Genomic DNA, 18826 nt, shown 5'->3' with positions numbered 1-18826 from the left:
TTTTAATGATAATTGTAAATCGAAAATTATCTTTTGATGAGCACAGAAGATAGGAGACGGTTTTCAATACATTTCAACTGATATTTCAGGTCATTTTCTTTTTGAAAGAGCAAGAGGTGAAGAACATGACAAATATTGTTTTAATTCATGCGCAAGGCGCTGATGCCCATTCGAACTGGTATGAATGGTTAGAACAATCATTAAGATTAGAAGGTTATCATTGTGATATCGTAAATATCCAACATGATTTGCCTGTAGATATGGATGAATGGTTAAAGCAATTAAATGAGCAAGTTGAAATAACAAAGTATGAAACTTATTTCGTCACACATGGATTTGGTACACTTGCAGGGCTTAAATATTTAGAGCAACATCCAGATGTGCATATAGAAGGGTTCTTCAGTATCGCAGGCTACGGTCCAGATGCTGAAGGGATTCACACAGATTTACATGTGTCGGATGTAACATTAGATATTGAAGGCTTGAAACCACGTATTGATTATTTTTATGGTTTAGCATCTAAAGATGATCCGAATGTTCCGTATGAAGCGACAGAACAATTAGTTCAATCTTTCGGCGGTGAAACGAAGATTGTTGAAGAAGCGGGTCATTTTACAACGAAAGATGGTTATGATACTTTCCTAGCTTTAAAGAATAATATGATTAAGCGTATGGCGAATTAAATACATCAAAAAAGGTCTCTCTGGCGAACGTCCAGAGAGACCTTTTCATTTATCATGTAATGCTCAACATACGATCTAAGCTTTCTTTCGCATATTTCGCTGTTTCAGCATCGACTTTAATAATGTTGTCGCGATTGCCATCTACAATTTTATCTAGACACCAAGCTAGGTGAGGAAGGTCAATACGGTTCATTGTTAAACATGAACACATTAATGGGTTTAATGAATCAATTGTAATGTCTGTATATGTTTCTTTTAAACGATTCACTAAGTTCATTTCAGTTCCGATTAACCAACGAGAACCTTTTGGTGCATTTTTAATTGTTTCGATAATATAGCGTGTAGAACCTGCATAATCTGCAGCTTGTACCACTTCGAATTCACATTCAGGGTGAACAATAACATTAATTTCAGGGTCACGTTCACGTGCTAAATCAATATGTGCTTTATGGAATTTCTCATGGACTGAACAATGGCCTTTCCATAAAACAATACGTAAGTCTTCAAGTTTGCCTTCATAAACAAGTTCTTTCGCAATAGGATCCCATACTGCCATTTGTTCAAGCGGAATACCTAAGTCATAAGCTGTGTTGCGGCCTAAGTGTTGGTCAGGTAAGAATAAAATAACTTTACCTTGTTTTAATGCCCAATCCACGACTGATTTTGCGTTACCGCTTGTAACACATGAACCGCCATGTTCACCGACGAATTTTTTAATTGCGGCTGTAGAGTTAACGTAAGTTAAAGGTAAAATATCTAAATTGAATTCTTGTGTTAAGACATCATAGCCATGTAGGGCTTGTGTAATATTCGCCATATCTGCCATTGAACAGCCGGCAGATAAATCAGGAAGGTAAATATCTTGATGATCATCTGTTAAGATGTCAGCTGTTTCTGCCATGAAATGCACACCGTTAAATACGAAGTATTCAGCCGCTGTATTTTCTTTACAGATACGTGCAAGTTCTAATGAATCGCCAGTAATATCAGCGAATTGTACAACTTCATCTTTTTGATAATGGTGTGTCGGCATGAATAGGCGATCACCTAATTCATCTTTGATGGATTGAATATGTTGTTCTAATGCTTCGGTAGACATTTTGAGATATTTTTCAGGAATTTCCTTTGATACAGATAACATTGGGTTAAACATTTAAATCACAACCTTTGCAGAAATATCGAGCGCGTTTTGCGCATAAAATAGAGCACCCATTGAAATGAAATCTACGCCAGTTTCAGCGTAAGCAACGACGTTTGTTTCGTTTATATTACCAGAAGCTTCTGTTTGAATATGTTTTGGAACTGCTTTAAGGTGTTCAGCAATCCATTCAGGTGTTTGATTATCAAACATAATGATGTCGACATCTTGGTCGATTGCTGTTTTAAGCATCTCTTCATTTTCAATTTCCACTTCAATTTTATCCATTGGACCTACAACTTTTTTCGCATTTTGAATCGCAATTTCCATCGATTCACTAAAAGCGATATGATTATCTTTTAACATCAATCCATCATTTAATGAACGGCGATGATTCAAGCCGCCACCAACAGTTACCGCAAATTTTTCAAAGAGACCTAAACCTGGTGTGGTCTTTCTTGTATCCACAATACTTGTAGATGTATGGGCAATTTTCTCAGCAATACGGTGTGTTTGTGTCGCAATACCAGACATACGTTGAATTAAATTCAAGACGATACGTTCCATTGTGAGCAGTACATAAACAGGACCTGTAATTTCAGCGATGATATCACCAGGTTTGACTGTTTCACCATCTTTGATTTTTTGGTCAATCTCAATATGACTCTTTAATAGTTTGAATCCTTCTTTGATGATGGTTTCACCGCAGAAGATGCCATTATCTTTTGATTTTAAGTACATTGTGCCTTGTTGTGTCTGATCAAAGATGTGTGTTGCTAAATCACCATATTGATTATCTTCAATGTAATATTGAGTGATTTTCTCTCTGACGAGTAGTGGATTTAACATGTTCCATGCCTCCTGAATTAATTTCAATAAGTTTGAATTGTAATTGTTTGTCTTGATGTGGATAATCTAGTCTGTAATGTACACCTCTCGATTCTTGACGGGAGAGGGCAGCTGTACAGACAATTTGCAGTAATTTGACAATGCAATAGCGTTGCCATTTTGCTTTATCAACATATTCTGTCTCAGTTGTTTCAAATAATGTTTGTTCAATTTCTTTAAGATAGTTTTGCATTTTAATTCCTTTACGTTCTACGCCTAAAATGTCAAAACTTTTTTGTTGTAAATATTCTGCTTTATCTGCAGAGATAGAAGGAATTTTAAAGACTGGACTAAAATGACTACGGCTGACTGGTTGTAATGTCTGATTTAATTTTTCAGCACATAATGCGCCCATCACTAAACCTTCTAATAATGAATTGCTGGCTAAGCGATTTGCACCATGGAAGTTTGTGCAAGCCGCTTCTGCAATCGCATACACGCCTTCAAGACTTGTTGTTCCATCAATCTCTGATTTAATACCGCCGACTGTATAATGCGCACCTGGTGTGACAGGAATACGCTGTTTCGCAATCGCTTTTGGATAATGTGCTTGAACGGCTTTGTAAATAGTAGGGAAACGTTCTGCGAAATTCGAAATCGCACTAATATCTAAGAAGACTTGATGACCATCTTGCTGTTGATGATATATCGCACGACTTGTCACATCACGCGGTGCCAAGCTTTTCATAGGGTGTATCGTATTCATAAATGGTATGTCTTGTTCATTAACTAATACACCGCCATCTCCTCTGACAGCTTCAGAGACTAGACTATAGGCATGTTTCGGTTCGCCTAATAATGTAGGATGAAATTGAATCATTTCCATACTTTCTAAGGCAATACCGTGACGTAATGCAACGACACAACCTGATGCAATCGAATGTGGAATATTTGAATTCGTAGGGAACAGGTTATTGATGCCTCCCGTAGCGAATACCACACTATCTGCTTCAATGATTTGCTGTTCATCAGCTGGATCTAAGACCAATACACCACAGACTTGTTGTTCATGGTTGTAAATTAAATCAATGACCTCAGTAGCTTCCATAATCGTTAAATGTGGATGTGAAAGATGTTCTACCATATGCTGTGCGATATACTTACCAGTTTGGTCACCACCTGCATGCAAGATTCTAGCTGCTGAATGTGCACCTTCCATTGCATAATCTAAATGATGTGTGACAGGATTTGCATCGAATGGGACACCTTCATCTATTAAGGCTTGGATATATGGATAGCTTTTTGTGATCACTTCTTGAATGACATTAATATCGCCCATTTCAGCACCGGCCTCATAAGTATCTTGACTATGGCTGATTGCTTCATCTTCTTCTCTTTTTGAAAAACATATGCCACCTTGGGCAAAATTACTGTTGTTTTCAGCAAGCTTGTCCTTAGTGATACAAATCACTTCGATATCATCTTGTAATTGACGAACAAACGAGAGTGCAGCAATTCCGCTCCCAACGACAATGACACGTTTCATGTTTACACCTCTATTTACATTAATATATACAATTATGTTAACATATATGTATGCAATGATTTTGTCATAAAAGTAAGATAATTGCAAGTGGGGGAGAAAAGATATGATTTATTTAGATAATGCAGCGACAACACAACCATCAAAAGAAGCGCTGGCAATATATAACGAAGCACAACAAACATTATTTTTTAATAGCGAAAGTTTACATGTCGGTGGAGAAATGGCAAGAGAAGCCTTGAGTTCCAGCCGACACTATATCCAAGAATATTTCAATACAGACAAAGAAGTGTTATTTTCAACGAGCGGTTCACACGCAAACCAAATCGCAATTGATATTTATTTATCACAAGCCCAAGAAGGTAAAGTACTCGTTTCACCTTATGAACATCCTTCTATTTTTGCAGCTTTAGACCCTTATAGAAAACAATTTAACATTGTAGAAATGCCTTTGACACAAGAAGGTGCAATTGACTTAACAGCGTTAGAAGCATTAATAGATGCAGAGACTGTTTTGATTATTGCCCAGCATGTGAATTCAGAAATGGGATATATCTTACCTGTACATGACATTGCGCAATTAGCACAATCGTTTAACATTCCATTTCATGTGGATGGGGTACAAGCGGTTCAAAAGATTGAAGATAAAGCAATTCAAGCTTTCACCTCTTATTCATTCTCTGGACATAAATTTAAAGGAACTAAGGGTGTAGGTGCATTATTAATTGAACATAAATCTGTGAGACCTACGAATGTGCATTATTTCCATGAAGAAGGTACACGAAATGGTACGTTAGATGTTCCAGGTATCTTAGCAATGACTAGAGCATTATCATTAGATGCTGAACAGGACCATTTAGTACAGTTGCACAACTATGCGACAGAACGTGCTGTAGCATCTGGTTTTGGCGTATTGAAAAACGAGCAACAAGCACCGCATGTTATTGGCTTGTTAACACCGAAATTTGAGGGCCAATATATTATGCAATCACTTTCTAGTCGCAATATATGTATCTCAACTGGTACAGCGTGCGGTCATGGTTTATTATTGAGTGACGGTTTAATTGAAAAGATTAAACAAACAAAATATGAAGCGGATCAATATGTTCGTATTTCATTTTCCAGCAGTTCAACTATAGATGAGATAGACACATGTTTTAATGAAATAGATAAAATATTAGAAGGAGCGGCTGCCCATGAGTCAAGCGGATCAGCGACGAACTGAAATCGTTGAACTTTTACAAACATCAACTAGACCTATTAAAGGTTCAGAACTGAGTGAACGTTTTGGTGTATCAAGACAAATTATTGTGAAAGACATTTCACATTTAAAGACAAAAGAATATGCGATCAGTTCAACGAGTAAGGGATACTTTATGGATATTGCGCCACAAGGTAAATCTTGTAAGCGTGTTGTGATGTGTCAACATGACTATGAAGAAATGGAAGCAGAATTACGACTTATCGTAGAAAATGGTGCAATGATTGATGATGTTTCTGTAGAACACCCAGTTTATGGCAGTATCCGTGCTGAATTGATGATTGAAACTGAAGATGATATTCAAGTCTTTGTAGAAGAAATGAGACGTTTTAAAGGTACGATGTTAGCGAAATTAACAGATGGTATTCATCTGCACACATTGTCTGCAGATACGGAAAAGATTTTAGATAATGCGATTGATGATTTAGATCAAAAAGGATTTCTCGCAGAAAGTGAAGAAATGGTATAACCACAATTTAGACAAGAACATCTTCAACAATTTAAAAGTTGGAGATGTTTTTTACTTAAAAGGGGAGAAAATACATAGCTATAGACTTGATATCAATCGTCAACTTAAAGAAATTTACAAAAGAGAAGTCTGTAAAACGCTAAATCTCTAATAAAAAGAGACCATTTGCACTCTAAATATAAAAATTTATAACAATTATATATTTATTACACTTATTTCTAACGAAAACTGGTTGACTCAAGGTATGGAAGTAGATATACTAGGTATTGTCTTGAAAAAAGAGGTAACAAATTCGAAACAACCTTAACGTTTCAAAAATAAAATTCATAAATTGTTAAAAAAGGTTTGACATTGATTAACAATTTGTGATATGATAAATAGGTAAGTCGCAAGATTAATAATATTACCGCGGGATGGAGCAGTTCGGTAGCTCGTCGGGCTCATAACCCGAAGGTCGGTGGTTCAAATCCGCCTCCCGCAATACATATCTTTTTTCGAGAGGTCCCGTAGTGTAGCGGTTAACACGCCTGCCTGTCACGCAGGAGATCGCGGGTTCGATTCCCGTCGGGACCGCCATTTTAATTAAGGTTCAGTAGCTCAGTTGGTAGAGCAATGGATTGAAGCTCCATGTGTCGGCAGTTCGACTCTGTCCTGAACCATTCTTATTGTATTATTTGTCTGGCGGTTGTGGTGAAGTGGTTAACACATCGGATTGTGGTTCCGACATTCGTGGGTTCGATTCCCATCAGCCGCCCCATAATCGTTAATGCGGGTGTAGTTTAATGGCAAAACCTCAGCCTTCCAAGCTGATGTTGTGGGTTCGATTCCCATCACCCGCTCCAAATTACTTATTATTCCACAGTAGCTCAGTGGTAGAGCTATCGGCTGTTAACCGATCGGTCGTAGGTTCGAGTCCTACCTGTGGAGCCACGGCTCCTTGGTCAAGCGGTTAAGACACCGCCCTTTCACGGCGGTAACACGGGTTCGAGTCCCGTAGGAGTCATTCAATCAGAAACGAATTATCGTTTCTGATTTTTTAATTTGTATACATGGAGAGTTGTCCGAGCTGGCCGAAGGAGCACGCCTGGAAAGTGTGTAGGCGCCACAAGCGTCTCGAGGGTTCGAATCCCTCACTCTCCGTAAATAACAGCTTATAAACGTTGATATATCAATGTTTTGTATTATCAAGTGTCAAATATGTGTCAAGAAAATAATTCTCTGACACGTTGGCCTTGCTCTTTTTTATGTTCATCAAGCAAATGTGAATATGTGTCAAGTGTGATTGATATATTGTAATGGCCTAAACGCTTGCTTATATATTCGATTGGAATACCTTTTGAAAGTAAATAAGATGTGTGCGTGTGTCTTAGTGCATAAGGTGTTATAGAATCGTCTTTCAAATTTATTTTTTCCTTAGCATGATTAAATGCTTTTTGAACAGCGTTATGACTTAATTTAAATAATTTACCATCAACACGCTTAGGCAAGTTAGCTAATTTAGATTTAATAAGCTTTATATCTTTTTGTGCTACCTCTACAAATCTATCGGCATTAGCTGTTTTAGTTCCACGCAAGTGTATGATTCCATCTTTTTCATTCAAGTCTATATCAACCATATTAATAATGTCACTATATCTAGCTCCAGTAATAGCTAAAATGTATAAAAAGATATAACTTTCTTCGTTTTTAGTTTTAAAATAATCAATCAAGTCAAGGTACTGTTTGATTGTCATAAATTTTGTAGATTCTTCTTTTGACTTTTTTGTTCCTTTAACTTCTACGTTATAAGTGGGGTCTTTTTTCAAATATCCGTCATACACTGCGTCACGTATGCAGCGAGATAAACAGCCATGTACTTTGCGTACAGTTTCATCCGTATGACCTTCTCCATAATTATTTAAAAACTTCTGGTATTCCGTTCGAGTAATGTTTTTAGTCAGCATACCGTTTCCAAAATACTCTTCAAATAGTTTTATAGCACGATCATACCAGTAAGTTTGTCGTTTAGATAATTTCCTCTTATTTTTAATTTCAAGCCATTCATTGTAGTATTCATTGAATTTTTTATCTTCCAATATATTGCCATCTTCTAAATCTCTAATTAACTGTTGTGCTGCATTAACTGCTTCGGCTTTAGTTTTAAAGCCAGATTTACGTTTCTTGCCGGATTTAAAAGACGGATGTTTAACATCGTATTGCCATGAAGTTGAAGTTTTATTTTTACGTTTTGTTACTGTAAATGATGCCATTTTACTCATTCCTCCTCAAAAAAGGTAAAAAATAATAAGGGTACGGTGGTGTACCCCTAGAATTATTAAATTATTCCAAACACTTTTAAGAAAGTGCCAATCAATGTAATTCCAATGCCTACGAACCACTTAGTTTGTTTTGCCTCGAATTTGCTAATTTTAGCATCCATTTTATCAGCCATTCTATCAGGTAAAGAATCTAATTTATCATCGATACGTTTCTCAAATTGTTCAAACATTTCTTTAGTAATATAGTTGCCGCTCATAATCCCACCTCCGGAATCATTTGTTCTTGACTCCATTGTATCATGTGCGTCTGGAATAGTTTTATTAAATTCATTTAAAAGTTCCTTATACTCAATTATTTCTCCCATTTTATTCCTCCGACTCTGGAATCATTGGTATTTTAGCGCATAATAGTTCATTATGATGTGACCAAGTCATCCAGTGTGATAAGGTTTCTTCGTCTAATTTTTCAAAATCAAACTTGCCAGGTAAAGTGATTATCTTAATTAGAGGATAGTTTAAATACATATCATATTTTCTCTTGACTAGATCTAAATATACTTTTGCAAGCGAGATTTTAAAGGTTTTATAAGAATCTTTCATATCTTTATCATTCAGTTCTACTGACCATAAATTATTTAGTTTAAAACCTGTTTGTCCAACTCTCTCGTAATATAATACAACCAGAGATATAGCGTTACTTTCATCATTTATATATATTCTATTCAATCCACTAACTGTAAACTCTATGCCTAGTTCAGAGCCGTCTTTCAATCTGTTGAAATCTAATAAAGGATTATCTTCTTCCTGTCCTGTTTGACCTATATAGAATTTAAAGTTACTTAAACATGGTCTTATTTCTCCATCACTATTTGGTGTTTTCATAAAAGTTCCTCCTTCGCCCCAGAGTGGAGGGGGGATTACTTTGCAATATCTTGAGTTAATGAATAGTCTTCTCTTTTTAAATCATCAATTTTAATACGTTTTTGACCTAGATCTTTACCGTTAACACCTTGTTTTGCTTTAAGTAAAACATCGTTCTTAGTTTTTAAAGTGTAGGTAATAATTCCTTTAGCTGAACCATTCTCTTTAATTGTGTCCATAGAGTGTTCGCTCCATGATTCATATTTGCCTGTATTAGGTGTAACACCCACTTCTAATTTACTTTCTGTATCCTCATCATCTTGTATGGCTTCGAAAGCAGCAATCCATACATTGAGAGGCGTGATTTCTTGACTGTCAGATTTGTTTTTGACTTCATACTTAAAAGCTAATAAATCTTCATTAGCGTCTTTGTCATGAACAATAGATATATCTTCAATTTTTAAAGTGGCTTGGTCCAAAACTAAAGTATTATCCTTAAAAGTAGGTTTGTTTTCATTAACTTTACTTACTTTGTTATTTTCCTCTTTTTTATTATCCTCTTGTCCACATGCTGTGAGTAATAATGCAGATGATAATGCTAATGTTCCTAATAGTTTGATTTTCATTTTTTGTTTCTCCTTTTTATTCAAATGTTTGATAGTTATAAATCACTTTTCCAATTACTTCTATTTCATCAATAGATTCTAAGTCGAATGAATTTGTCTTAAATTCATCTGAATAACTTACTGGATCTAAATGCAGCTTTGTTTCAGTTCGTCTAACACGCTTTACTGTGTACTCTCCACCTAAACGTAATACTAAAATATCGTTACTATTTAATTTGTAATCTTGATTAATTCTATAATCGTGTACGACTATGTATGAACCATTGGCAAGTATTTTATTCATACTGTCTCCATTGATTTGCAACGCGATACATTCGCTTGGTTTACGTCCATTGAATATAGAAGAAGGGGCTTTAATTTTAGATGATTCAACTGCTACTTCTTCAAAATTACCAGCAGAAACTTTGCCATAATACGAAAGTTCAACATCTTGTTCAAATTCAGGCAAAGCTACGCTATCAATTTCACCTAAAAGATAGCCTTTAGAAACATTAAACAAACTTGAAATCTTTTCCACCATACCCATTCTAGGTTCATTCTTGCCATTTTCCCACATTCTTATGGTACCTTCAGAAACATCTAGTTTCTTTGCCATTTCAACTTTTGAAAGTTTATTTTTAAGTCTGATTTCTTTGATGGAATTTTTGAAAGCCATTTTAATTACCTTCCTTATATGTGATATTTTCGACACCTTTATTATACTATGAAAAATCGTAATTGCAACACTTAAAATACGTTATTTCGAAATTTATTTACGAAAAAGTTAAAAGTTTTTACAAAAAACACTTGAAAACGTATTTTAAATACGATATACTTTGGTCAGAGCTTGAGAGAAAGAGGTGACAAACATGACAGAACTTACGTTGAAAGAATGGAGATCTAGAAAAAAATACACACAACCAGAACTAGCTAAAGTTATTGGTATTTCTCCATCAACATATAATATTTGGGAAAATAATCCTGAAATGATTAAACCTAAAGATGCTTTTAAAATAGCGAAAGCACTTAACGTCTCTATTGATGAGATTATTTTTTTAAAAGAAGAATCGTATTTTAAATACGTTTTGGTAGGCGATAAACAAAAAGTATCAACTTAATAGGAGGAAACCATGGAGCAAATCACATTAACGAAACAAGAATTGATTGAAATTGTAGAACGCGAAGTAAGTAAAAGGTTGGATGGTAAGAAAACAATTAAACCAATCTCAATTTTTAGTGAAGTAAGAATTGAAGAAGACGATATAACGAACATCAATGAAGACTTTAATTTTACAAAGTTTATAAAACCTCCATTTAGAGGGCATCATTATAGACCATTGGCTTTAAAAAAATATCCTATGGGAAACAACAAACACTTTAATGGAAAAGTATATGATGATCAAATTCATGACCTCATTAGAAAGTTAAGTTTAGCGGTTTTTGGCATTAGTAAAAACTCTGATTTAAGCGAAAGTGAATTTGAAGATGTTGTAAAAGTTTACAGATACTTTAAGGACATGTACTTACATCTGTACAAAAAACGTCTTTCGAAACTAACTATTGAAGATTTTGAGTAGAGGAGGAAATCACATGCAAAATTTAAAAGTATTTCAAAACTCACAATTCGGAGATTTAGAAATTTTAACTATCGATAACAAAGAGTATTTTCCAGCAATCAAGGTAGCGGAAGTTCTCGGTTATACAAATCCGCGAGATGCTATCTCAAGGCACACAAAAAAACGTGGGGTCGTGAAACACGACGTCATCGATTCGTTAGGTAGAAAGCAAGTTAAAAAGTTCATTGATGAAGGTAATTTATACAGATTAATCTCACGTTCAAAATTACCTCAAGCAGAGCAATTTGAAGAATGGATCTTTGATGAAGTTCTACCAGCAATTCGCAAACATGGAATCTACGCAACGGACAGTGTGATTGAACAAACGATACAGAATCCGGATTACATCATTACAGTGTTGACTGAGTATAAGAAAGAAAAAGAACAAAATTTACTTTTACAACAAGAAATCGGAGAACTAAAACCCAAAGCAGACTATGTTGATGAAATATTAAAGTCAACTGGGACATTGGCTACAACACAAATCGCAGCAGACTACGGTATTTCAGCGCAAAAGTTAAATAAGTTGCTGCATGAAGCTAGATTACAACGAAAAGTGAACAAACAGTGGGTTCTTTACTCAGAGCATATGGGCAAAAGCTATACAGAATCAGACACTATACCAATTGTGCGCTCTGACGGTAGAGAGGATACGGTTTTACAAACCAGATGGACTCAAAAAGGTAGATTGAAAATACACGAAATCATGACTGACTTCGGTTATGAAGCTAATTTAGGAGGAGTATAAATGACACCAGAACAAAAAGAAAAATTAAATGACATTGTACTGACTTTGTATGTTGCTAAGCAGGATAAAGGTCCAACATTTCTACATGGCGACACAACATCTGTTCGAGGGATAGGAACTATCGAACACACATATGAAGTAGACAGAGAGCAACATCTTGAATCAATGATCGAATGGGCGATTGACCAAATCGGACAACATTTTGATTTAGATGGAGAAGATGATTAACAACACCCTACCCACAATCGAGCGGAATTAAAGGAGGTGAAACAAAGTGAACATTCAAGAAGCAACAAAGTTAGCAATGGAAAAAGGTAAATCTATTTATAGAAAAGATTTAAGAAATGAAGGTTTAAGAGGAGAAATATTACCCACAAATGACTCGTACCACGGCATGTTGTACACCATCCCAGATAAGAAGTCCTATAAGCAAAGATGGCAACCATTGGCAGAGGACTTAATATCTGATGAATGGCATGTTGTAGGAGAATAATCAAGCGCCCGTTAGTTTTTTTAAGTCTATTAAAAATGATGTAAAACAAAATTCGCTTCGTTTGTAAGCACAATATCACCTCCCCAGGTGATTATACCAAATATTGAACAAACAACTTAATAGGAGGGACAAATAATGCAAGAAATAAAAAGAGTAGTAAATCCGCAACTTCGTAGCATTGAAACAGGTAACAATTTGCTTAACAAAGAACAAAAGTTACTAAAAAAAGGATTAAACGAAGAAATTAAAAACGCTAAACTTTCATACGCTGAAATAAATGAGATTCTCTACCTAATTGATAGAGAACAACATTACCTAGCTAATTATCGTCGCTAGGTTGAAATATACCAAAAACCACAATCGAGCGGAATTAAAGGAGGTGAAGAGAAATGGAAGACTCAAAACTAAGCCTTGAAGAAGCTGCATTTGAACGTAAAGTATATCAATTAATTCATGAATACAGTTTATCTTACGAACAAGTCAGAAATGTATTCGATTTAATTGATACCAAATTATTAAAACACATTAAGAATACTGAAATTTCAAAAGGAAAAAGACCCCTTGATTTAACAAGAGGCCGAGAAAATTAAATATATCAAACAAGTTAACAGGAGGAAAGCAAATGAAAGATATTAAAAAAAGAGTCGCTGAAATTATTGAAAAGGCAATTGATGACGCTGCGGCTGAGAGTGAAACGTATGAAGAAGTAAGAAGAAAGCTAATTGCAGATACTGATATATACCCAGGAAGTGTAGGATGTCAACTCGTTGAAAACTATGTTATCAAACGTGCTTTATCACAAAAAATAGAGCGCTAAAAAGCGCCCATGGAGATTACATCAAGCGAGTCTCATTATCAATCTTTAGCTCCTTGATAAACTGCTCGCCAACCTCTTTTGAAAAATTTCTGTCATGTGCCAAATGAGTGAAGATTTCAGAAAGAGCATTGGCTAAATTCTCATCATCAATAGAATTGTCTTTGAGAATTTCTAAAATATAATTTTTATTCATAATCTCACCTCCTTTCATTAGGAGATAACAACATTATACACGAAAGGGCTTATCACAATGATAAACAAAATAAAAAAACTCATTACCAAATTAACCAGAAAACATTTATTAGTGATCAAAGTAGAGAATGTCAACGCACCACCAGTAATCATTTATAAAGGTAAAAAGATTCAAACAATAAGTGAAGTTGATTTTAGTTGGGAAACACACAGCGAATTTGTAGATGGTTATGATTTTTCAGTCAAACACTTAGTTAATGAAGACAAGTTACCAGCAATTGAAAGAACTGGGTTTACAAGCCCAAGCAGAGAACAATTTTAGGAGGAAATAAAAAATGAAAAAAAGCAAAGCAAGAATCGAATTGAGTAATGAAGGTATGAAGATTATCGATAGCAATGGCAGCGTTGTATTAGATGCAACAGGTAAAGAAGTGAAGTTTTATGGAGGAGATTCGGCTATTACTTCTGACGGTATCCAAGCAGATGAGATTATAGGAAGTTTCAAGGAGTCAGAGGTACCACTAAATCAAGATTCAAAAGATACAGAAAATAATCGTATCGATCTTAAACCACTAATTGAATCTCCAGTTCGTGCTTTGCGAATCCCAGCACGTATGATTCAAGTTTTGAAATTTTTTGAGGATAACCATATCAGCATTGAAGAACAAAAAGATATCGTTCGTATGTTAAACAGTTATTACGATTAAGGAGGAGACCATTATGGAATATATCGGCTTTGCAGATGCCAAAACGTTTGTACAAATAAGCGGTGTTTCTAAAGACGATTTAGAAAAACATGTGTACTCAAACACAGATTTTCAACAACAATGTATGTATCGTTTCGGCAAGAATCACAAACGATATATCGACATTGTTCCTGCAATCAAATTTATTAGAGAGAAAATTTTAATCAAAGAAACAGAATTGAGGTAATATAAATGAAATCATTCTGGATCGCATACGCATTCTGCTTTGCAAGCACATTCACACTGACACTTATCACACAAGATTTCATCATATCCGCAGCGTGGTCATTGCTTTTATCGTTAGCAGTTTTTCTGTTCTTTGATGTCTGGTACTTCGAAGAAGATGAAACAGAGGAAGCAGTCGATGACGGCGAAGAATATATTACGTTATTTACGATTAAGTATTAAAAAAGACTGCTAGCAACGGCAATTGCTAACAGTCAGAGATGAAATGAGTCACTTTCATCATAACAAATTTTTACAGGAGGTACTACATGAACCTTAAAAAATATTCACATGAATTCATCGACATGTTAGATGAGTCCGATGTACAAGGTACGATCGAATACTCTAATTATGATAAAAAGCAAACACTAGTACTAACATACAGAAAAGACTTAGACGTCCAACATGTGATTGTAGGGACTGATAACAGCGCAGAATACCAGAAACACTGCATTGAAACTATAGAGCAAATATTGGCCGGTGAAATTAAAACCACCGATGACATCTGGAATATTTAAAACAGGAGGATGTAGAGATTGAACTATCGAATCATAGCATCAGGTTCTAAAGGCAATGCTATTCTAATCAATGACGTACTGGTAGATTGCGGTATTGCGTTTAGTAAACTTAAAGATTATTTGTATGATGTGAAAGTTTTGTTACTCACACACATACATTCTGACCATATTAAACCTTCGACATTAAAAAGAATCAAACAAGAATTCCCACATATTAACATCGTAGGTAATTATGAGGTCGCTCAAGTGTTCGGCGTAGATCACATCATCAATGTAGGTTATCCATTGGAACTTAAAGATTATGTATTTGAAGCTTTTGAATGCAGTCACGACGTCTTGACCTACGGTTATGTTTGGTCTTTTGACAACTGCGAAATCATTTACGCGACAGATACGAACTCATTGGATAACGCACCAAAGAAAAAATATGATTTTCTATTTTTAGAATCTAATTACGACGAAATTAAGCTAGAAAAAGCGAGAGGTAAAGTTAAAACTTACGGATATGACCCTTACGCTTCAGGGCTACGGCATTTGAGCACTAAAGATTGTAAAACATTCTATTATCTCAATCGACGAGACAGAGGTTCAGAGTTAATAGAATTACACAAATCTGAAAGATTTTATTAAAGGAGTGATCACATGAACGATTTAACAAAACATCATGAGTTCAACATTACTACAACTCAAGGGAGTGTTGCATTTGAAGAATATGACGAATTACTAAGCCAAGCTCAAAACTTAGCTGAGCATGTTAAAGACGTTGAAGTTAATGAAGACAATATTAAAGAAGCTAAAGACTTAATGGCTCAGATGAATAAACGTGTGAAAGAGATTGAAGACGCTAGAAAAGATGTCAAAAAAACAATCTTGCAACCATATACTAACTTTGAATCGCAGGTTAAAACAATTAAGCAAATCATCGATGAAGCTGTTAACCATGTCAGAAAACAAGAGCGTGAGTTAGTAGAAAAAGAACGAGAAGATAAGAAAAAAGCTATCGCTCAGATTTTCGACAAAAGAATTCAACATTATGATTTTGAAAAACTGTTAGGGTTTGCTGACTTCATAAAACCACAACATTTAAACAAATCATACTCTATGACAAAAGTCGAAAAAGACTTAGTCGATTGGCTAGAAAAGAACAAAAGAAACATAGATATTATTCGCAAATCTGATGATTATGAAGATTTAATCATAGCTTACCAAGATACTCAAGATTTATCGATGTCTTTTGAAATCGTCAATAAGCGCAAAGAAAGAGAAAAGAAACTATCTGAACTTGAAACAAAGAAAGATGAAGTAAAATCACATCACGTTTTTACAATCGAAGACGATAAAGACGCTCAAATTGTTAAGTTACTTTTAGAGCAAAATAATATTGAATTTAAATATAAAAAATATTAAAGGAGTTTTTAATTATGACAAACAATACTGAAGTAAGACATTCATTACCATTAGAAGAAGTTGAATATAACGAAGGTGTAGCAACATTAACATTCTTAGACAAAGAGCAAGGTCAAATTCTACAAGTTAAGTTGTTTAGTAAAAAGTTCGATAAAGACGCTAAAAAAATGGTCGAAGACGCTGAACAAGCAGAACGCGCTGAAAAACATGCTCAAGATTATTTCGGCGTAACTTTCGAAGATTTGAACAAAGCAGTAGGTCAAGAACATGATATTTACGTATACGATCGCTTCTGTTCTTTATGGGAAGTAGATGTAGTCGAAAAACTAAATAAAGACATGGAAGGAGACATCTTCCAAACAACTATTGAAGAGGTTAAAGATGACGGTAAAGGGATTCGAATCAGATTTAAACATGAAGGAAAAACGTACGAATCTAAAATGATGTATTCAGACTACAAAGAAAGCTTAGGTCAATGGTTTGTAAATCCTAATAAACAAAATGCTCAATACAGTAAATTTGAAGATAAATTTGGCGTGACTATCGATAATGCTGAAGAAATTGTAGGCAACGACATTATGGTAGAAGTCAAAGTAGCATTCGGTAAACATGCGTACGCAGAGATTAAAAAACCAAAATGGAATAAATAATAGAACAGGTGATTTGAATGGAATCAGCAGCAGTTAAAGATGAAGATTTATTGTTTTATGATATTGAAGTCTTTAAACACAACACTTTTGTTGTGTTTAAGGACATTAATAAAAAAGAAGTAGGTTTGTTTCACAATGACTTTAACGGCATAGCAGAATTAATAAAAAATAAAATCTTAGTCGGCTATAACAACCATTTCTACGATGACAAAATTCTAAGCAATATGTTAAACGGTTATACTCCTGAAAAAATTAAACAGATAAATGATGAAATCATTAGTGGTAAAAGACACGCTTATCGTAACAATCTATTACCTCGAACACTTGATACGTTCCAACAAATCGATGTTAGTAAACCTTCACTTAAAAGAGTCGAAGGCAACGCCGGTAAGATGATTTTAGAATCAAGTGTTGACTTTACAATCGATAGAGCTTTGACACCTGGAGAACTTAAAGAAGCGATTGATTATTGTAGATATGACGTTGATGTAACTATAGACATTTACAAAAGAAGAAGAAAATCATACTTCATGCCTAAATGGTCACTAGTAGATAGATTGAACAACCCTAAAGCAGATAGATGGAATACTACAACTATAAGCGCAAATGTGCTTACAGACAGACCTTTGCACAAATGGTCAAGTATCCGTTTGCACAAAGATGTAAATAAGTTAAACCATGAAAAAAATCTAGAAATGTTGTCTTTAGTACCTGAAAAGGTTCAAGAATTATGGTTGAACAAAAACAAAGGAGCTGTAACAATCGACGAGTTCGGTTGCAATATTGAGTTTGGATTTGGAGGACTCCATGGAGTCAATAAGACTAAACAAGATGTAAAGAATGTAAAACTTTTAGACGTAACTTCGATGTACCCTTCAATATTAATCAATATCAACGGTCTAGAAAGTGCTACTAAGATTTATAAAGACATTTTACAAGAGCGTAAAGAAGTGAAACATAAAGATAAAACCCTATCAGACGCCTTGAAACTTGTTTTAAACAGTGTGTATGGAAATTTAAACAATCAGTATTCACTTTTATACGATCCTAACAAACAAAAATCAGTGTGTTTCTACGGTCAAATTGCACTGTATGATTTGTGCAAACGATTGTCCAAGTCTTGTGAGATTATCAATATCAACACTGACGGTGTTGCGTTTATTACTGACAGTGAAGAATACAAAGACGTTTGGCGAGAATGGGAACAAGATTTCAAATTAACACTTGAAGAAGATGAATTTACCCACTTTATACAAAAAGATGTGAATAACTATGTAGCCTTAGAACCGTCAGGAGTTATTAAAACTAAAGGCGGAGACGTGAATAACTATCACGATAACAATTGGTTTAAAGCCAACACAGCTAGAATTATAGATATAGCAATTACAGACTATTTATTATTCAAGAAAGACCCTAAAAAAACACTAATTGAAAACTTAGACAATCCTATTTTATATCAATATATCTTACAATCATCACGTAAATTTGCAGGAACATTTGATCAATATGATAAAGAGTACCAGCGTATTAATAGAATTTTTCCCACAAAAAAAGAAAGTGTAACATTGGTTAAACGCAGACTTGACGGAGGTATTACAAAATTTCCAAACACACCTCAAAACATGTGGGTGTTCAATGACGATTTATCAAAACTTGATATCGACGAGTTCAAAAGAAATATCGATTTGAACCATTATTTAGAGATTATCATAGATAAATTAACAAAAGGTTGGAACGCTTGGTCAAGTTAAACCAAAGGTTAGATTAG

The 18826-nt window shown here is 34.7% G+C and carries 29 protein-coding genes and 8 tRNA genes; 28 read left to right on the top strand and 9 right to left on the bottom strand.

All coding sequences use genetic code 11. The features are described from left to right. Window positions 1-125: 125 nt before the first annotated feature. Window positions 126-683, top strand: a complete 558-nt coding sequence (locus ACFCT9_RS04825) for an RBBP9/YdeN family alpha/beta hydrolase (protein WP_412521302.1) — start codon at window positions 126-128, stop codon at window positions 681-683. A 52-nt stretch (window positions 684-735) separates the two neighbouring features. Here ACFCT9_RS04825 and nadA read toward each other — a convergent pair whose 3' ends face one another. The 3 genes from nadA to ACFCT9_RS04810 are packed head-to-tail and all read right to left on the bottom strand — an operon-like array spanning window position 736 to window position 4195. After that, a complete protein-coding gene (gene nadA, locus ACFCT9_RS04820; protein WP_412521301.1) occupies window positions 736-1836 on the bottom strand; it encodes a quinolinate synthase NadA in 1101 nt (366 codons plus the stop codon). Further along, window positions 1837-2670, bottom strand: a complete 834-nt coding sequence (nadC, locus tag ACFCT9_RS04815; protein WP_412521300.1) for a carboxylating nicotinate-nucleotide diphosphorylase — start codon at window positions 2668-2670, stop codon at window positions 1837-1839. After that, window positions 2621-4195 (bottom strand): L-aspartate oxidase, encoded by a 1575-nt coding sequence (locus ACFCT9_RS04810; protein ID WP_412521298.1) that lies wholly within the window; start codon window positions 4193-4195, stop codon window positions 2621-2623. The genes nadC and ACFCT9_RS04810 overlap by 50 nt, the downstream gene beginning before the upstream one ends. Before the next feature lie 103 nt (window positions 4196-4298). Between ACFCT9_RS04810 and ACFCT9_RS04805 the strand changes: the two genes are divergently transcribed. From ACFCT9_RS04805 to ACFCT9_RS04760, 10 genes are all read left to right on the top strand, one after another. Next, window positions 4299-5417, top strand: coding sequence for a cysteine desulfurase family protein (locus ACFCT9_RS04805; protein WP_412521296.1), 1119 nt, complete (start codon window positions 4299-4301; stop codon window positions 5415-5417). Next, window positions 5389-5922, top strand: a complete 534-nt coding sequence (locus ACFCT9_RS04800; protein WP_412521295.1) for a transcription repressor NadR — start codon at window positions 5389-5391, stop codon at window positions 5920-5922. The genes ACFCT9_RS04805 and ACFCT9_RS04800 overlap by 29 nt, the downstream gene beginning before the upstream one ends. Before the next feature lie 407 nt (window positions 5923-6329). Continuing rightward, window positions 6330-6403: transfer RNA gene (locus tag ACFCT9_RS04795), tRNA-Met, on the top strand. Between the two features lie 19 nt (window positions 6404-6422). Continuing rightward, a tRNA-Asp gene (locus ACFCT9_RS04790) sits at window positions 6423-6498 on the top strand. Between the two features lie 10 nt (window positions 6499-6508). Further along, window positions 6509-6581: transfer RNA gene (locus ACFCT9_RS04785), tRNA-Phe, on the top strand. A 22-nt stretch (window positions 6582-6603) separates the two neighbouring features. Further along, window positions 6604-6679, top strand: a tRNA-His gene (locus ACFCT9_RS04780). Window positions 6680-6690: 11 nt separating this feature from the next. Next, window positions 6691-6764: transfer RNA gene (locus ACFCT9_RS04775), tRNA-Gly, on the top strand. Window positions 6765-6777: 13 nt separating this feature from the next. Beyond that, window positions 6778-6852: transfer RNA gene (locus ACFCT9_RS04770), tRNA-Asn, on the top strand. Between the two features lies 1 nt (window position 6853). Further along, window positions 6854-6925 (top strand) — tRNA-Glu (locus ACFCT9_RS04765). Between the two features lie 48 nt (window positions 6926-6973). Continuing rightward, window positions 6974-7062: transfer RNA gene (locus tag ACFCT9_RS04760), tRNA-Ser, on the top strand. Between the two features lie 62 nt (window positions 7063-7124). Here the strand turns inward: ACFCT9_RS04760 and ACFCT9_RS04755 are convergent. The 5 genes from ACFCT9_RS04755 to ACFCT9_RS04735 form a co-directional block, all read right to left on the bottom strand. Next, window positions 7125-8171 carry a tyrosine-type recombinase/integrase gene (locus ACFCT9_RS04755; protein WP_412521293.1) on the bottom strand — a complete coding sequence of 349 codons (1047 nt, stop codon included), beginning with the start codon at window positions 8169-8171 and terminating at the stop codon, window positions 7125-7127. Window positions 8172-8236: 65 nt separating this feature from the next. Beyond that, a complete protein-coding gene (locus ACFCT9_RS04750) occupies window positions 8237-8545 on the bottom strand; it encodes a hypothetical protein (RefSeq protein ID WP_412521291.1) in 309 nt (102 codons plus the stop codon). A 1-nt stretch (window position 8546) separates the two neighbouring features. Next, on the bottom strand, window positions 8547-9062 hold the full coding sequence (locus tag ACFCT9_RS04745) for a hypothetical protein (RefSeq protein ID WP_262583318.1): 516 nt from the start codon (window positions 9060-9062) through the stop codon (window positions 8547-8549). A 35-nt stretch (window positions 9063-9097) separates the two neighbouring features. Then, window positions 9098-9667, bottom strand: a complete 570-nt coding sequence (locus tag ACFCT9_RS04740) for a DUF5067 domain-containing protein (RefSeq protein ID WP_412521290.1) — start codon at window positions 9665-9667, stop codon at window positions 9098-9100. Between the two features lie 16 nt (window positions 9668-9683). Beyond that, window positions 9684-10322 carry a S24 family peptidase gene (locus ACFCT9_RS04735; RefSeq protein WP_107543911.1) on the bottom strand — a complete coding sequence of 213 codons (639 nt, stop codon included), beginning with the start codon at window positions 10320-10322 and terminating at the stop codon, window positions 9684-9686. A gap of 193 nt (window positions 10323-10515) precedes the next feature. Here ACFCT9_RS04735 and ACFCT9_RS04730 point away from each other — a divergent pair, with 193 nt between their 5' ends. The 8 genes from ACFCT9_RS04730 to ACFCT9_RS04695 all read left to right on the top strand — a co-directional run bounded on the left by ACFCT9_RS04730 (window position 10516) and on the right by ACFCT9_RS04695 (window position 13320). After that, window positions 10516-10764 (top strand): helix-turn-helix transcriptional regulator, encoded by a 249-nt coding sequence (locus tag ACFCT9_RS04730; protein ID WP_070848526.1) that lies wholly within the window; start codon window positions 10516-10518, stop codon window positions 10762-10764. 12 nt (window positions 10765-10776) lie between these two features. Next, window positions 10777-11223 carry a hypothetical protein gene (locus ACFCT9_RS04725; protein WP_412521288.1) on the top strand — a complete coding sequence of 149 codons (447 nt, stop codon included), beginning with the start codon at window positions 10777-10779 and terminating at the stop codon, window positions 11221-11223. A 13-nt stretch (window positions 11224-11236) separates the two neighbouring features. Next, on the top strand, window positions 11237-12010 hold the full coding sequence (locus tag ACFCT9_RS04720) for a phage antirepressor (RefSeq protein WP_107547634.1): 774 nt from the start codon (window positions 11237-11239) through the stop codon (window positions 12008-12010). Further along, window positions 12011-12238, top strand: coding sequence for a hypothetical protein (locus tag ACFCT9_RS04715; protein ID WP_412521286.1), 228 nt, complete (start codon window positions 12011-12013; stop codon window positions 12236-12238). It begins immediately after the preceding gene. A 46-nt stretch (window positions 12239-12284) separates the two neighbouring features. Next, window positions 12285-12503: a DUF2829 domain-containing protein gene (locus ACFCT9_RS04710; protein WP_412521285.1), complete on the top strand. Its 219-nt coding sequence runs from the start codon at window positions 12285-12287 to the stop codon at window positions 12501-12503. Window positions 12504-12638: 135 nt separating this feature from the next. Continuing rightward, window positions 12639-12839: a hypothetical protein gene (locus ACFCT9_RS04705; protein ID WP_412521283.1), complete on the top strand. Its 201-nt coding sequence runs from the start codon at window positions 12639-12641 to the stop codon at window positions 12837-12839. A 53-nt stretch (window positions 12840-12892) separates the two neighbouring features. Further along, window positions 12893-13093 carry a hypothetical protein gene (locus ACFCT9_RS04700; protein ID WP_412521282.1) on the top strand — a complete coding sequence of 67 codons (201 nt, stop codon included), beginning with the start codon at window positions 12893-12895 and terminating at the stop codon, window positions 13091-13093. 32 nt (window positions 13094-13125) lie between these two features. Continuing rightward, window positions 13126-13320: a hypothetical protein gene (locus ACFCT9_RS04695; RefSeq protein ID WP_107587057.1), complete on the top strand. Its 195-nt coding sequence runs from the start codon at window positions 13126-13128 to the stop codon at window positions 13318-13320. Window positions 13321-13336: 16 nt separating this feature from the next. On the opposite strand, the gene ACFCT9_RS04690 is transcribed toward ACFCT9_RS04695, so the two are convergent. After that, entirely contained in the window at window positions 13337-13513 is a 177-nt protein-coding gene (locus tag ACFCT9_RS04690; RefSeq protein WP_158257394.1) for a hypothetical protein, read from the bottom strand. Between the two features lie 57 nt (window positions 13514-13570). On the opposite strand from ACFCT9_RS04690, the gene ACFCT9_RS04685 reads away from it, so the two are divergent. The 9 genes from ACFCT9_RS04685 to ACFCT9_RS04645 all read left to right on the top strand — a co-directional run bounded on the left by ACFCT9_RS04685 (window position 13571) and on the right by ACFCT9_RS04645 (window position 18809). After that, on the top strand, window positions 13571-13834 hold the full coding sequence (locus ACFCT9_RS04685) for a hypothetical protein (protein ID WP_412521281.1): 264 nt from the start codon (window positions 13571-13573) through the stop codon (window positions 13832-13834). A 13-nt stretch (window positions 13835-13847) separates the two neighbouring features. Beyond that, window positions 13848-14219, top strand: a complete 372-nt coding sequence (locus ACFCT9_RS04680; RefSeq protein WP_412521280.1) for a hypothetical protein — start codon at window positions 13848-13850, stop codon at window positions 14217-14219. A 13-nt stretch (window positions 14220-14232) separates the two neighbouring features. After that, the gene (locus ACFCT9_RS04675; RefSeq protein ID WP_262546334.1) at window positions 14233-14445 is read left to right on the top strand and encodes a hypothetical protein; all 213 of its coding nucleotides are present in this window, start codon (window positions 14233-14235) and stop codon (window positions 14443-14445) included. A gap of 5 nt (window positions 14446-14450) precedes the next feature. Beyond that, window positions 14451-14666, top strand: coding sequence for a hypothetical protein (locus tag ACFCT9_RS04670; RefSeq protein WP_107567898.1), 216 nt, complete (start codon window positions 14451-14453; stop codon window positions 14664-14666). Window positions 14667-14752: 86 nt separating this feature from the next. Then, the gene (locus ACFCT9_RS04665) at window positions 14753-15001 is read left to right on the top strand and encodes a hypothetical protein (protein ID WP_412521278.1); all 249 of its coding nucleotides are present in this window, start codon (window positions 14753-14755) and stop codon (window positions 14999-15001) included. A gap of 18 nt (window positions 15002-15019) precedes the next feature. Further along, entirely contained in the window at window positions 15020-15631 is a 612-nt protein-coding gene (locus ACFCT9_RS04660; protein WP_412521277.1) for a hypothetical protein, read from the top strand. A gap of 12 nt (window positions 15632-15643) precedes the next feature. Continuing rightward, window positions 15644-16408 carry a DUF1351 domain-containing protein gene (locus ACFCT9_RS04655; protein WP_412521275.1) on the top strand — a complete coding sequence of 255 codons (765 nt, stop codon included), beginning with the start codon at window positions 15644-15646 and terminating at the stop codon, window positions 16406-16408. A gap of 14 nt (window positions 16409-16422) precedes the next feature. Further along, a complete protein-coding gene (locus ACFCT9_RS04650; protein WP_023015309.1) occupies window positions 16423-17058 on the top strand; it encodes a hypothetical protein in 636 nt (211 codons plus the stop codon). Between the two features lie 17 nt (window positions 17059-17075). Next, a complete protein-coding gene (locus tag ACFCT9_RS04645) occupies window positions 17076-18809 on the top strand; it encodes a hypothetical protein (protein WP_412521273.1) in 1734 nt (577 codons plus the stop codon). The last annotated feature ends 17 nt before the right edge of the window (window positions 18810-18826 follow it).

It is taken from the genome of Staphylococcus simulans (genome assembly GCF_047037175.1).
Classification (GTDB): domain Bacteria; phylum Bacillota; class Bacilli; order Staphylococcales; family Staphylococcaceae; genus Staphylococcus; species Staphylococcus simulans_C.
This window is presented reverse-complemented; position numbering and strand designations above follow the sequence as displayed.

Coding starts and splice junctions, on each gene's coding strand:
- ACFCT9_RS04740 (WP_412521290.1), bottom strand. CDS start 9,667: ATGAAAATCAAACTATTAGGAACATTAGCATTATCATCTGCATTATTA.
- ACFCT9_RS04705 (WP_412521283.1), top strand. CDS start 12,639: ATGCAAGAAATAAAAAGAGTAGTAAATCCGCAACTTCGTAGCATTGAA.
- ACFCT9_RS04810 (WP_412521298.1), bottom strand. CDS start 4,195: ATGAAACGTGTCATTGTCGTTGGGAGCGGAATTGCTGCACTCTCGTTT.
- ACFCT9_RS04700 (WP_412521282.1), top strand. CDS start 12,893: ATGGAAGACTCAAAACTAAGCCTTGAAGAAGCTGCATTTGAACGTAAA.
- ACFCT9_RS04650 (WP_023015309.1), top strand. CDS start 16,423: ATGACAAACAATACTGAAGTAAGACATTCATTACCATTAGAAGAAGTT.
- ACFCT9_RS04675 (WP_262546334.1), top strand. CDS start 14,233: ATGGAATATATCGGCTTTGCAGATGCCAAAACGTTTGTACAAATAAGC.
- ACFCT9_RS04725 (WP_412521288.1), top strand. CDS start 10,777: ATGGAGCAAATCACATTAACGAAACAAGAATTGATTGAAATTGTAGAA.
- ACFCT9_RS04670 (WP_107567898.1), top strand. CDS start 14,451: ATGAAATCATTCTGGATCGCATACGCATTCTGCTTTGCAAGCACATTC.
- ACFCT9_RS04655 (WP_412521275.1), top strand. CDS start 15,644: ATGAACGATTTAACAAAACATCATGAGTTCAACATTACTACAACTCAA.
- ACFCT9_RS04685 (WP_412521281.1), top strand. CDS start 13,571: ATGATAAACAAAATAAAAAAACTCATTACCAAATTAACCAGAAAACAT.
- ACFCT9_RS04805 (WP_412521296.1), top strand. CDS start 4,299: ATGATTTATTTAGATAATGCAGCGACAACACAACCATCAAAAGAAGCG.
- ACFCT9_RS04690 (WP_158257394.1), bottom strand. CDS start 13,513: ATGAATAAAAATTATATTTTAGAAATTCTCAAAGACAATTCTATTGAT.
- nadC (WP_412521300.1), bottom strand. CDS start 2,670: ATGTTAAATCCACTACTCGTCAGAGAGAAAATCACTCAATATTACATT.
- ACFCT9_RS04680 (WP_412521280.1), top strand. CDS start 13,848: ATGAAAAAAAGCAAAGCAAGAATCGAATTGAGTAATGAAGGTATGAAG.
- ACFCT9_RS04735 (WP_107543911.1), bottom strand. CDS start 10,322: ATGGCTTTCAAAAATTCCATCAAAGAAATCAGACTTAAAAATAAACTT.
- ACFCT9_RS04745 (WP_262583318.1), bottom strand. CDS start 9,062: ATGAAAACACCAAATAGTGATGGAGAAATAAGACCATGTTTAAGTAAC.
- nadA (WP_412521301.1), bottom strand. CDS start 1,836: ATGTTTAACCCAATGTTATCTGTATCAAAGGAAATTCCTGAAAAATAT.
- ACFCT9_RS04645 (WP_412521273.1), top strand. CDS start 17,076: ATGGAATCAGCAGCAGTTAAAGATGAAGATTTATTGTTTTATGATATT.
- ACFCT9_RS04720 (WP_107547634.1), top strand. CDS start 11,237: ATGCAAAATTTAAAAGTATTTCAAAACTCACAATTCGGAGATTTAGAA.
- ACFCT9_RS04800 (WP_412521295.1), top strand. CDS start 5,389: ATGAGTCAAGCGGATCAGCGACGAACTGAAATCGTTGAACTTTTACAA.
- ACFCT9_RS04665 (WP_412521278.1), top strand. CDS start 14,753: ATGAACCTTAAAAAATATTCACATGAATTCATCGACATGTTAGATGAG.
- ACFCT9_RS04750 (WP_412521291.1), bottom strand. CDS start 8,545: ATGGGAGAAATAATTGAGTATAAGGAACTTTTAAATGAATTTAATAAA.
- ACFCT9_RS04715 (WP_412521286.1), top strand. CDS start 12,011: ATGACACCAGAACAAAAAGAAAAATTAAATGACATTGTACTGACTTTG.
- ACFCT9_RS04695 (WP_107587057.1), top strand. CDS start 13,126: ATGAAAGATATTAAAAAAAGAGTCGCTGAAATTATTGAAAAGGCAATT.
- ACFCT9_RS04755 (WP_412521293.1), bottom strand. CDS start 8,171: ATGGCATCATTTACAGTAACAAAACGTAAAAATAAAACTTCAACTTCA.
- ACFCT9_RS04730 (WP_070848526.1), top strand. CDS start 10,516: ATGACAGAACTTACGTTGAAAGAATGGAGATCTAGAAAAAAATACACA.
- ACFCT9_RS04825 (WP_412521302.1), top strand. CDS start 126: ATGACAAATATTGTTTTAATTCATGCGCAAGGCGCTGATGCCCATTCG.